This window comes from Candidatus Tisiphia endosymbiont of Ceraclea dissimilis, from assembly GCF_964030735.1.
Taxonomy (GTDB): domain Bacteria; phylum Pseudomonadota; class Alphaproteobacteria; order Rickettsiales; family Rickettsiaceae; genus Tisiphia.
Map to the genome: position 1 here is coordinate 62,493 of NZ_OZ034917.1, position 12,776 is coordinate 75,268.

General features: G+C 33.7%; 12 protein-coding genes and 2 tRNA genes. 6 read left to right on the forward strand and 8 right to left on the reverse strand.

Annotated features, from left to right (window positions below):
• Nucleotides 1-7 precede the first annotated feature (7 nt).
• The 7 genes from ACQH1V_RS00275 to rpmF all read right to left on the reverse strand — a co-directional run bounded on the left by ACQH1V_RS00275 (nt 8) and on the right by rpmF (nt 7,379).
• The gene (locus ACQH1V_RS00275) at nt 8-1,795 is read right to left on the reverse strand and encodes an AAA family ATPase (protein WP_425360440.1); all 1,788 of its coding nucleotides are present in this window, start codon (nt 1,793-1,795) and stop codon (nt 8-10) included.
• Between the two features lie 49 nt (nt 1,796-1,844).
• Nucleotides 1,845-3,005 carry a methionine adenosyltransferase gene (metK, locus tag ACQH1V_RS00280; protein WP_204839956.1) on the reverse strand — a complete coding sequence of 387 codons (1,161 nt, stop codon included), beginning with the start codon at nt 3,003-3,005 and terminating at the stop codon, nt 1,845-1,847.
• 548 nt (nt 3,006-3,553) lie between these two features.
• Complete coding sequence (locus ACQH1V_RS00285; protein ID WP_425360101.1) at nt 3,554-4,111, reverse strand: IS630 family transposase; 558 nt, start codon at nt 4,109-4,111, stop codon at nt 3,554-3,556.
• Entirely contained in the window at nt 4,063-4,605 is a 543-nt protein-coding gene (locus ACQH1V_RS00290) for a helix-turn-helix domain-containing protein (RefSeq protein ID WP_425360100.1), read from the reverse strand. Before ACQH1V_RS00290 ends, ACQH1V_RS00285 begins: the two co-directional genes overlap by 49 nt.
• A 42-nt stretch (nt 4,606-4,647) precedes the next feature.
• Nucleotides 4,648-5,670 carry an IS110 family transposase gene (locus tag ACQH1V_RS00295; protein WP_425360441.1) on the reverse strand — a complete coding sequence of 341 codons (1,023 nt, stop codon included), beginning with the start codon at nt 5,668-5,670 and terminating at the stop codon, nt 4,648-4,650.
• A 548-nt stretch (nt 5,671-6,218) separates the two neighbouring features.
• Nucleotides 6,219-7,172, reverse strand: coding sequence for a beta-ketoacyl-ACP synthase III (locus tag ACQH1V_RS00300; RefSeq protein ID WP_094649448.1), 954 nt, complete (start codon nt 7,170-7,172; stop codon nt 6,219-6,221).
• A 6-nt stretch (nt 7,173-7,178) separates the two neighbouring features.
• Nucleotides 7,179-7,379: a 50S ribosomal protein L32 gene (gene rpmF, locus ACQH1V_RS00305; RefSeq protein WP_094649449.1), complete on the reverse strand. Its 201-nt coding sequence runs from the start codon at nt 7,377-7,379 to the stop codon at nt 7,179-7,181.
• 106 nt (nt 7,380-7,485) lie between these two features.
• Here rpmF and ACQH1V_RS00310 point away from each other — a divergent pair, with 106 nt between their 5' ends.
• The 6 genes from ACQH1V_RS00310 to ACQH1V_RS00335 all read left to right on the forward strand — a co-directional run bounded on the left by ACQH1V_RS00310 (nt 7,486) and on the right by ACQH1V_RS00335 (nt 10,873).
• Nucleotides 7,486-7,947: an outer membrane protein assembly factor BamE gene (locus ACQH1V_RS00310; protein WP_094649450.1), complete on the forward strand. Its 462-nt coding sequence runs from the start codon at nt 7,486-7,488 to the stop codon at nt 7,945-7,947.
• Between the two features lie 116 nt (nt 7,948-8,063).
• Nucleotides 8,064-8,138 (forward strand) — tRNA-Glu (locus ACQH1V_RS00315).
• Nucleotides 8,139-8,284: 146 nt separating this feature from the next.
• Nucleotides 8,285-9,589 (forward strand): APC family permease, encoded by a 1,305-nt coding sequence (locus ACQH1V_RS00320; protein ID WP_425360442.1) that lies wholly within the window; start codon nt 8,285-8,287, stop codon nt 9,587-9,589.
• Nucleotides 9,590-9,597: 8 nt separating this feature from the next.
• Entirely contained in the window at nt 9,598-10,458 is an 861-nt protein-coding gene (locus ACQH1V_RS00325; RefSeq protein WP_425360443.1) for a M23 family metallopeptidase, read from the forward strand.
• A gap of 41 nt (nt 10,459-10,499) precedes the next feature.
• Nucleotides 10,500-10,576: transfer RNA gene (locus tag ACQH1V_RS00330), tRNA-Arg, on the forward strand.
• Nucleotides 10,577-10,732: 156 nt separating this feature from the next.
• Nucleotides 10,733-10,873, forward strand: coding sequence for a hypothetical protein (locus ACQH1V_RS00335; protein WP_341748759.1), 141 nt, complete (start codon nt 10,733-10,735; stop codon nt 10,871-10,873).
• 365 nt (nt 10,874-11,238) lie between these two features.
• Here ACQH1V_RS00335 and ACQH1V_RS00340 read toward each other — a convergent pair whose 3' ends face one another.
• Nucleotides 11,239-12,474, reverse strand: coding sequence for a hypothetical protein (locus ACQH1V_RS00340; RefSeq protein WP_425360444.1), 1,236 nt, complete (start codon nt 12,472-12,474; stop codon nt 11,239-11,241).
• Nucleotides 12,475-12,776: the final 302 nt, after the last annotated feature.

Sequence of the window (12,776 nt, forward strand, 5' to 3'; positions counted from 1 at the left end):
TATTAAACTATAGCTGATATTCTAGAGCCACTTCCTTACCGCAAAAAGCCATAGATATTTTGATGATTTTTTGAACATGGGAGTATTCTTTTATTTTAGCCTCATATCGTTTTTTTGCTATTTGCTCTAGCCCTTCTCTGGCAACAGATTCTAAAATATCAGGAGATTTACATATTTTATATTCAATAATAATAGCATTGTCACTTTTACCTATCTTGGGTAGTAGCACAATATCCGCCCTACCGCTACCGGTTTCTCTTTCACTGTCTATTATGTAGTCGGAAGCTAAGGTATTAATCAAACCTAGCATAAAGCCACTATAAAATAGCTCGGCTTTTTTCTCGCCAGTTTGATGAAAACTAGTAGCGTTTAGTAATAATTCTTGCAACCTTTCTTTAAACTGTTCTATTTTACCTGCCGGCAACAAAGTAGCAAAAGAATAATATCGAAAATGATCAATTTGTAACTGATCAGTTACCCATTGGAGCATTCTGGCATTATATATATATCGTACCTCTTTATTTGGTACCGACAATTCGTAAATATCTTCTTCTGGTTTTTTAGCAACAGGGTTTAAATAACCGCTAAATAACAACAAGCTAAATAATCCTACTGGCTTGTTGATATCAGCAAAACTAATTTGTTTGACAATCGGTGAGATAATAGCCTTTCCGGCAGCTAAGCTCTGTAAATCTTCCTGCATTCCATCTGACAATAATGCTTTATCAACAAGAGCCGTCCCCCCACTATCAAGCCAATAATGATCAAGCTTGCCTTTATGAGCTAAACATTGCATAATCGACCATGGATTATAGATGATCTCCCCACCAAAACTATAGCCATTATACCAAGCTTTAATTTGTTCAGGATTAGTTGCTGTTGGTACTTTTGCTAACAATTCATCAACTTCTGCTTGAGTAAAACCATAGAACTTAGAAAATTCTTCATCAAGCAAGCTATATTCACTAACATTATTCAAATCCGAAAATAAATTAGCCTTAGCAACTCGTAATATGCCAGTTATTACGCCTTTTTCTAAATAAGGATTAGTTTTTAAACTACTGCCAAACATCCCGCGGAATATTTCAAGTACCTGTTCAAATTCTTCTGGCTTGTTACCAAACTTAATGTATGAACTATTGATCGGTGTGTCATATTCATCGATCAATATATAAACTTTTTGACCAAAATGTTTGTACAATACTTCACTCAAAACCCGTAAACTATCTTTTAAGTCTTCTTTATCAAGCTTTCCTGTAAAATATCGATTTAACTTTTCCTTTTGTGCCTCATCTAGTAATTTTTCATCTGTTGTTATATAACGCTTTAAGTATCGATGGTTTGTAAATAAATTAGTTACTTGATTTTTTATCCCACTTTCAATTTCTTGGTAATTACTGCCTTTAACATCCTTAAAATTTATGGAAATCACCGGAAATTGACCTTGACGTTTCATGTTACTTGCGTCATGAACAATCTTTAAAGATTTGAGCTCTTTAGTTTCGTCAAATCCTAAATCTACTGTACCACCAGTAAATAGCTTGCTATTTACTCTATCCTCTTCAGGTAAAGGCGTACCTCTCTCATCCACCTCTATCTCAAAAAATTTCTGCAGCATGTTCATATTCAAGCTCTTACCCCACCGTCTTGGTCTAGTAATTAGGATAACTTTACCACTATCTTCTAGCAATTCCTTTATCATTAGACTTTTATCAACAAATACATCACTATTAACTAGCAGGTCATAGAATTCATCGGTACCTACCCTCATTCTTGGTGGTTTATTATTTTCCATATAAATATCTCGATCGGTTGTATTATGATTAAATCAGCTTTCATGGGTGTCATTTTTTTAGTGAAACAGTACGTAGTAACGCTACTTTGTCCAGTTGTTCCCAAGCAAAATTCTGATCTTCTCTACCAAAATGCCCATATACCGCTGTTTTTTGATAACAAGCAGTTTGCAATTTGAGTTGTTTTATAATTCTACCTGGTCTTAGATCAAAATGCTCATTTACTAATTCTGCTATTTCGTTATCAGTTAGTTTACCAGTACCAAAAGTGTTAACAAAAATAGATACAGGAGCTGCCACTCCAATTGCGTAGGATATTTGTATTTCACAACGATCTGCTATCTCAGCTCCTACAATATTCTTCGCAATATAGCGAGCCATGTAAGCAGCAGAGCGATCTATTTTTGTTGGATCTTTGCCAGAAAAACAACCACCACCATGCCTAGCCATTCCCCCATAAGTATCTACTATAATTTTTCTACCAGTAAGCCCACAATCTCCTACAGGTCCACCAATAACGAATCTACCAGTAGGGTTAATTAAATATTTTGTGTCTTTAGTAATCCATTCTGCTGGTAGTTCTGGTTTAATAATTTCATCCATTACTGCTTCTACTAGCTGGCTATGAGTTACATGGCTATAATGCTGAGTTGATAATACAACCGTATCAACACCAATCGGCTTATTGCCTTGATATCGTAAAGTAATTTGTGATTTTGCATCTGGACCAAGCCATGGCAAAATTCCTTGCTTACGTAATTTAGCTTGCCTCTTAACTAATTTATGAGCATAATATATTGGAGCTGGCATCAGAACTTCTGTTTCATTACAAGCGTAACCAAATACCATCCCTTGATCACCAGCACCAATCATATCCTCATCTTGGTTATCCACACCAATAGCTATATCTACTGATTGTTTGGTAATACCGGATATAACAGCACAAGAATCCGCGTCGAACCCAAGACTTGGATCGTTATAACCAATCTCTCTTACTGTATCACGTGCTATTTGCTCTATATCAACCCAAGAATTTGTAGTAATCTCTCCACTTACTAAAATCATACCAGTTTTCACTAAAGTCTCACATGCAACACGGCATTTAGGATCTTGAGTGATAATTGCATCTAAAATAGCATCAGAAATTTGGTCAGCAATTTTATCTGGGTGTCCTTCAGACACCGATTCAGAGGTAAAGATTTTATTCATTATCATAAAATACTCTTTTATTAACATTTTCATTTATAGCTATAAATATAACAGATTTTTATCATCCACTAATAGCTGTTTTCATTATTTTTTCATTCCCATTTCCTCTTGTCATTTCCGCTTCGGTGCGGAATCTAGACCCCGCACCAAAGCAGGGGTGACAACTACACTTTTTTGTCATATATGGACGAGTGAATTTGTCAAGAAAGAAAATAAAAAAATAGAGCCACAAAGGAAGCGGTCATATATTCGGCATCGAATGCCATAATGGTTTCTGCATTCTTATAAATATCCTTGAGTGACCTCTCATTCCCACGGCTTCTAGAGCCTCGACATAATTACGGATTTTATTCAGAATACTTATTCATTAACTCTTTAACTTTCGTTCTCTTTATTGTTACTATTCTTTACTCACAATATTTTCAATTACCAATTTTTATTTAGTTGACATAGTTTCTTCTTTTTTTCCCACTAAACTAATTTGCAACATATTCGCTACCATTGGTGACTACTGCATAAGCAATCCTTGCTAATACCAAATCACTATCTAATTAACAAGATACTATCCAATTCCAAGCACATATAGATTTGACAATTGCAGGATTATTTTCATAATAATTACATGCTGTGATTAGTTGATTTTCTATAGCATTCATTGAATCAAAAGCTAGGTTATAAAAGAATTTTTCCCTCATATCATCCCATATATTTTCTTGTGGGTTTAATTGTGGGCTATATGGTGGCAAGTAAGCTAGTTTAATATTATTAGGTAATAATTCTTTATCGAGTTTATGTGCAGCAGCTCCATCGCATACTACTAAAAGAAAATTATCCTTATAACGCTTTGCCATTTCTTGTAGCATTAACATCATCCAATCTTGGTTCATTAAAGGCAAAATAAGGAAACAACTAGCACCGTCAAATGGACAAATTGCCCCATAAGTATAAGTATATTCACGAATAATTTGTTTCTTAAGTAAAGGCCTGATTCCAGCCGGAACCCAGCAACGCCTTAATGAATCTATACGACCAAAACGTGCCTCATCTTGGAAGAATATCTTTAATTCCTTGCCTTCAGTTGCTGCTGATACTCTTGCTTCTTTAACCATATCAGGCCACTTTTTTTAAAAGTTTCTACCGCATCCTTCTTTTGTTTAGGATGGTATGGTCTTGGTGCAATTTTACGCCACCCATGCCTATGAAGCAGCCTATAAGCTGTGTAACGTGCTATTTTACTACCAACCGTTTCCTCAAAAATCTTATGCACCTTGCTAATTTCTACTATCCCACCATTAACGGCATTCTGTTCTATCTTTTTAAGCATCTCACGTTCTTGCTCTTGAGTTAGATAACTTCTGTATCTCCCACCTTTCTTCCTGCTACATAGTGCCTTTAAGCCTTTTTTCCGACATTGACTATGGGTTCTGTGAACATGACTTTCTGATAATCCTGTAACTTTAGCAATCAATGATGTCGGCATTTTTTCACTCACTCTTAGATAGATTGATTGATAACGTCTAAATTCTTCTTTAGTCTTTGCTTCATTCATTAATTGTTTCACTTCTTCTACATTAACTTCTAATACCTTATACCCTCTAGACATCTTAATTAACACTATACTATCTTAAATAACACACTATAGCATCTATATTATTAAATAGATAGTGATTTGGTATAACTTATTTGCTAAACCAACACATATAATATTATATGATTTATTTTCAGCAAATTTCTTCACTGCCCACTGCACTAGTTTATCTTTTGATTCCTTATCACTTTTTGCTCTTATTGCTATTGTCCTTGCGGCTTGAATCAACATAGTTCTGGCATATCTATCTCCTTGTTTGGTAATCCCTCCTAAAACTATCTTATCTCCTGAGCTATGTTGCTTTGGTACCAAACCAAGCGAAGCAGCAAAATCCCTCGGGGTTGGGTAACTTTCCATTGGGGCTACACTCAAACAACTAGCATTGATTGCTCCAATGCCAAAAATTGTCTGCAACCTAGTAGCTTTCTCACTTTGCTTATTATTGCTGATAATCAGCTTTTCTAAAGTTTTTTCTTTGTCACATAAATCCTCAATTTCTTTACATTCTAAAAGTAAAATTGACCTTATCCCAGAATTTATATAACCTTTACTATACGCTAACTCTACCTCCAGCATACATGATTTGCAAAATTTATTTTTACTTAATTTTGTATTATAGCCATATTCACATAAACTTGATATTGTAGAATTAGTTTTTTGCACACGATCTCTGATCGTATTACTTCTAATTTTATGCAAGAATTTTATATCTTGTTCCTCCTTGCTTTTTAGTAGCACAGTTTTTAATTCTGGATCACGAGCCGCTTTGCATATTGCTAACGCATCGTTATAATCATTTTTCTGTTTCGATGTAGCATAAACTTTTACATCTTTTGTTTTCATTAGTTTGACTTGCAAACCAAGCTTAGCAATTTCCTGTGACCAATAATTAGCTCCTCCACATGCTTCCATAGCTACCAATGAACTTTTATCGAGATTGCTTAAATAGGCTATTAACTCATCTCTTGTAACTTTTTGGTAACCTATTTTTTTGCCATTTTGATCGACTTGCACCAAGTGCATACTATTTTTTGCTAAATCTATTCCTATTATAGTATTTTTTATGCTATTATTTATCATGGTATGGACCTATTAATTAAATTATTATTTAATTTGGAGCAGCTGAAAACTATTTTTCAGCTGACTCCGTACAAGTAAAGCATATTTCGCTTCACTCGTCCATACCATCATTCCCGCGTAAGCGGGAATCTATAATACCTCAGGGCATTTTTAGATACCTACTTTCGCAGGGATGACAACCATTATCCTATATTTTATTCAAATCTGCAAAAAAACTTGATTATCGAGTTATAGATTCCGCACCGAAGCGGGAATGACGAAAAAGTTAGATGTCACCCTTGCGAAAGTAGGGGTCTTAGATTCCGCACCGAAGCTTAAAAATCGTAGAGAAAAATAACAAGTAGGTTCCTAGGCTCTGTGAACAAAACTTTAATTGTTTAGATTTTGAGTGTTTTTAAGCGAAAATTAATAAGATTTTTGCCGGAATAGTTAGTTCTATTTTAAAAAAATCTTATAATTTGCAGCTAAAAAGAGTCAAAATCTAAACAATTTAAATTTTGTTCACAGAGCCTAGAAGGATGCCTGCGATAACCAGAAGATTGTTGTTTTTACCATCTGATTAGAGCCGAACCCCAAGTTACTCCAGCACCAATAGCCGTAAAAAGCAATAGATCGCCTTTTTTAATATTGCCATAAGATTTTAGAGAAGCAAGAGCTAAAGGAATTGAAGCAGCCGAACAATTAGCATGTTTTGCAACCGTTTTTACTACTTTACTCGGATCGATTTTTAGTCGATCTACAACGGCATCTATAATTCTTACATTTGCCTGATGTGGAATAAAATGATTAACATCATCTATGGTAAAATTATTATTATGCAATATTTCTTCAGCTATCTTACTCATCTTTTCTACTGCATGTCTAAAAACTTCCTGTCCTTTCATTTTTATTTTACCGGTTTTGCCATTACTACTTACACCACCATCAGTGTAAAGAATATCGTGATAACGACCATCCGAATAGATATTACTATCTATTATACCGGAGTTATCATCACTATATTGCAAAATTACCGCACCGGCACCATCACCAAATAAAATACAAGTAGCTCTATCGCTCCAGTCCATTAGAGATGACATTTTTTCAGCACCAACTAATAATATGGTTTTATATTTTCTAGATTTGATCAAAGAGTCGGCAACATGTAAACCATATATAAACCCCGAGCATACCGCCTGTAGGTCAAATGAAGGTACATTACCAAGCCCTAGATAACCTTGTAACTTAGAGGCGGTAGAAGGAAAGCTATTATCCGGAGTAGTGGTACAGGTAATTATCAAATCTATAGATGCTGGATTTAATCCAGCATCATCTATAGCATTTTGGCTAGCTTTAATAGCTAAATGTGATGTATATTCATCATCAGCCGCGATATGTCTTTGTAATATACCGGTTCTTGAATGAATCCATTCATCGTTAGTATCAACTGATAGCGATAATTCTGCATTACTGAGAATACGCTTCGGCAAATAGGCACCACACCCCAGAATTTTACAAGTCATTGTGGTTTATGCTACTTCTTCATCTTTTTCTCGCTTCTGGACAATAACCTGACGACCATTATATGTGCCATCAGCTAAAGATATGTGATGAGGAAGCTTATATTCTCCTGTTTGAGAATCTATTACTACATTAATTTTACCAAGTGCAAGGTGAGAACGCCTCATATTGCGTCTTGATTTTGATGTCTTCTTTTTTGGAACTGCCATATAGCCTCTTAAAAATTACACTTTAGAATAAAAAGTATTTGTCAAATCGATATAGCAGTATATTATACTTCCATTACAAAATCTAGGTATTTTAAACATAAAATTTATGAAATTCATTATAATTCAAACTTTTCTTATTTCATCTATATTACTCACATTGTGTAGTTGTAAAACTATAGAATCAAGGGGGCAGTATATTGATGATAATTTATTAACTACACTTGAAGAAAAAAAGCTTAACAAATCGGAAGTAGAAGATTTAGTTGGTACGCCAACAATTATACCCGATTATACTCCTAATACTTGGTATTATGTTCAACGTTCTTTAGCTAGGAGAGCCTGGTTTGAGCCAAAAGTAATTGAACAAAAAATAATAAAAATTGCTTTTAATAAAAAAGATGTAATTGAGGAGGTTTTAGTACTTAATGATTCGCATAAAGATGATATAAATATAATGGGAGAATATACGAAAACTTACGGTACAGAATTAAACGGGCTACAGAAATTTGTAAAGAATATTGGTAGGTTCAATAAACCTACTGAGGGAAAAAAGACAAAGAAACGATAAAATCATACTTGCAATATTTCGTGAATACTGTATAAACTGAACGATACTAGTTCTTAAATCATTCGAATATACTCCTTGCAAATTAAAGAGTTAATAGACGAGCTTAAAGAGTTTATGGCCCCTTCGTCTAGTGGTTAGGACGTTACCCTTTCACGGTGAAAACACGGGTTCGAGTCCCGTAGGGGTCACCAGTACTCAATAGTGTTATTTAGTATATAGCTTACAAAAACTTGAGTAATTGATTTATCAATTTTCAAGTTTTTATTTTTTTATGTACAATTTGTGATTATTACCCCATGAAATCAGTTCAGGGTTTATACATACAGTTCAGGATTATATGTCACAAAAGCTCGGTTTTTGGTCAGTTTTTGCTTTAGTTATTGGTAGTCAAATTGGCACCAGTGTCTTAATATTACCAGCAAGTTTAGCACCATACGGTATTTTTAGTTTAGTTGGAGGAGTAGTATCCTCCTGCGGTGCTATAATTTTAGCACTGTTATTTGCTATACTTTGTTGCCGATTCCCACAAACAGGTGGACCCCATGTTTATTTAAAAAAGGCTTTTGGTAATGATGTAGCATTTTTTACCGGCTGGACTTATTGGGTTATTTCATGGGTTAGTACGGCTGTAGTTGTTATTTCAGCTATTACATATTTAACACCTTTAATTGGGGTGAATAATAGTTTTGTGATCTTAATTTTGCAGATATTATTGTTATTTGCTATTATGTTGCTAAACCTTAAAGGTGTGGAAGTAGCAGGGCGAGCTGAGTTTATACTAGCAATTCTAAAATTCATTCCATTAATAGTAGTACCAATTGCGGCATTATATCAGTTTGATAGTAATAATTTTGTTATGGATAAGCAAATAACTAATTTAACTTTTTCTCAAATTCTTGGTAAGGTAACATTATTAACATTCTGGGGCTTCATTGGTTTAGAATCAGCAACTGCTCAAGCTGGTTCGGTAATGAATCCATCAAAAACAATACCAAGAGCTGTAGTAATAGGTACGCTTTGTGTTGCTATTTTATATCTCATTAATAGTGTTGGAATAATTGGTTTAATCCCACCAGAAGACTTAATACATTCTAAAGCTCCTTATGTAGATGCCACCCAAATAATTTTTGGTGGTCAGTGGCATCTACTTATTTCTTTGATTGCTTCAATTATTTGTATTGGAACGTTAAATGCTTGGGTACTAATCAGTGGACAAATTGCTTTGGGACTTGCCCAAGACGGTTTAATGCCATCTTTTTTTGCTAAACAAAATAAAAATGGTGCTCCAATTTGGAGTTTAATCATAAGTTGTATTGGAATATTATTATTATTGATTAGTACAACCAATGAAGATTTATCAGAACAAATTACCGAAATAATTGATTTTTCCGTTATCTCTTTTTTATTTGTATATCTAGCCTGTAGCGTAGCTTTTTTAAAATTACTACTAACAAAATCAGAAAAATCTTCAACATATCAATGGTTAATTGCCCTAGGATCAATTGCCTTTTGCCTATGGATTATTTATGAAACACCATTAAATGTTACAATAAAAGCTATCTCATTTGTATTAAGCGGAATACCTGTTTATCTTTGGTATAAAAAGCAATCGTTTCTTAGGTTATGTAAACAAATCTTATAAGGATATAGATGCTTAAGTCCTGTATATTATTATTAACTATAATATTATTCCTACAAGGATGTAGCACCTCATCTGTCAATAAGACATTTTTAAACGTCACGGCACAGCAATTACAAAAAGATTACAAACTGAATCACGGCACTTTAATTATACAATATAATTTAGCAGCACTAAGTAAAAATGACTGCATTTATGCAAAAAATTTTGGTCTTGTTATTAATAATGACAAATATAACAAGGCTTTTTTGCAAAAATTTAAAGCTATTGGCTCTAAGAATATTAATAGCCAAGCAATTAATAACCAGGCAATGATTAAATCAACTAAGATCAAAGATTTGCTGATAAAATTAAATTGTAAGTATAAGTTTTTATCCCCAGAACAATTACAACTTGTTCAAAAAGCTAGTAATAAAAATAGTTCTTATAATCTTAAAGAGCTGGCACAATTAGATAAGCTAACTACTGCTATTCCTATAATGTTACCACAATATAATGTAAAGGTTACTAGTCACTATGGCATGCGTAAACATCCTAGGAAGAAACAAAAAAAATTTCATTGCGGAATAGACTTAAAAGGATACCAAGACTTTTCCATTTATGCCTCTGCTAATGGAACAATTATTACCGTAAAGCGAAAAAGTTCTTATGGAAATTTAATAGAAATAAAACATTCAGATAAATTTATTACCAAATATGCTCACTTAAAAAAAATGCACGTAAAAGAAGGAGATATTGTTACCAAAGGTCAGATTATCGGAGTGCAAGGTAATAGTGGTAACAGTACGGGAGAGCATTTGCATTTTGAAATTTGGCTTAATAATAAGCCTGTCAATCCATTCGATTTCATATCGCATGCTTGCAACTGTTAAAAATTTTGATATAATACTTATTCTTTAAAATAGTAACAAGAGAAGCCGTAGCTCAGCAGGATAGAGCGAGTGATTCCTAATCACTAGGTCGGGGGTTCGAATCCCTTCGGTTTCACCATTCTTCAATTTTGCTATATTTTGCATAGAAGTAAAGGTGGTTTTAGTACTAAAATTTATGCCCTCGTTGATGCCACTGAAGTTTATACTAGCTACTGGTTAAAGAAATGATATCACTCAGGCTGAAAATCTTACTAAAGATGTTCAGAATACGACGGTGATAGGCGATAAAGGATATGATAGTAGTGCGTTTGTAGAAAGCTTAGAAAATAAGGGGTTATTTTCTAGGTCTGATAAAGCCCCAACCACTTTTTTAGCTTTTCTAAATTTCGTTGGAGCTTTAATATGGTTACGTTAAAAATTTTGTCAACAGAACCTAGTACTACAGTTGTAGTTTAGATGTGAGCATTCACGATTTTTTTGTGATGAATAAAAACCTTATCACCAAGCGTCATTGCGAGGAGACCGTAAGGTCAACGAAGCAATCCATTTCTAATCACTTTCCTGGATTGCTTCGTCGGTCTGGCAACCTCCTCGCAATGACATCTTATACTTTAACCTTTTTTCCGTGAACACTCACATTCAATCTACAACTGTAGTACTAGATATCCACAACAAAAAATTGGGCAAATTGTCTATGGTTTAACACTAATCTCTAATAAATACAAAAACCTAAATAATAACAATCAGTTTAATATTTCTTTAGGTTTTTGTAATAAATTCCTAAACCCCTTCTGATAGAGGTTCAATATCTCCAATTAACAAACTCTCTAATGCTTCATACAATTCAGCGGAATTACTTACGTTAGACAATAACAACTTAAGATTATGATTACTAATAATTTTTGTTCCTGAACTATGTTCTATTTGTTGTGATTGTTGCATTTTCTGTAATTTTAGTAGCATAACAGTCTCTAGTTTTTCACGCTGTTGTATTTTTTCGAAATTTTCTTGTTTCTCTTCTGCTTTTATATTATCTTCAAAATCTACTCCTTGTTCGATCTTCTTAGATAATTCTTCTGCTTGTAATTTGTTTCTCTCTAATAGTTTATTTATATCCTCTAATAACTCATCGCTTACCCGGTTCCACCCCAAATTTAGCTTTTTCAAAGTTTTATTATTTTGTAAGGCTTGTGCTAGTGCCTTCGCCCCCTCATTGCCTATATTGTTGTCCCACAAATCTAGCGTTTCCAAAGTTTTATTATTTTGTAAGGCTTGTGCTAGTGCTATCGCCCCCTCATCGCCTATCTGGCATCGTAACGCTAGTATCGTCACAGTGCTATTGTTTTGTAAGGCTTGTGCTATCGTCTTCACCCCCGCATCGCCTATCTGATTTTCCGAATATATTGTCGTCACAGTTTTATTTTTATCTAAGACTTTGGCTATTACATTTGCTTCCTTATCTCCTATCTGATTCTTGTTGTGCTTAAATTTTATGCTTGTCACTGAATGGTCAAGATTACTTACATTTTCGTTTACATCTATAGTAGCATACATGTTGTTTACATATATAATATCATATATTTGGTTAACTAAATTATCGCTTATATTGTTGTTATTTAAACTTAGTTGCATTACAGTATCATTTTTCTCTAAGGCGAGGACTAGTGCCTTCGCGCCCTCATCGCCTATTTTGTTGTCACCCAACCTTATTGTTGTCACAGTTTTATTATGATTTAAGGCTTGTGCTAGTTCTTTCGCCCCCTCATTGCCTATCTGGTTGTTATCCAAATTTATTGTCGTCACAGTATTATTGTTTTGTAAGGCTTGTGCTAGTGCCTTCACCCCCTCATCACCTATCTGGTTGGCACCCAAATCTATTATCACAGTTTTATTATTTTTTAAGGCTTGGGCTAATGCCTTCGCCTCCTCATCTCCTATCTGGCTGAATCTCAAATCTATTTCTTTAAGATCATCGCCTACTTGCAGGGCTTCGATAATTTCTTTAAGTGTAGCCATAATCATTTACCTCATAAATTTAATTAATATTAAATTATTCTAAATAATTTCTAGTAGTTTAATCCAATTTTCTTACTCTGGATATAATTGCTAACTTCATAGCGATATTTTATAAACTTGTAAAGTAAAAACCTATAATCTTTACAAATAAACCTTATATGTAAGGCTAAAGATATAGGAAACAGACCAAAATATTAAATCAATAAATGACAAACCATTTTGACAGCTATTTTTAATACGATGAATGAAAGTTATAACTTGTGCAAATAAAAAAGTTAAGAAAATTGTTAATTTTTTAATAA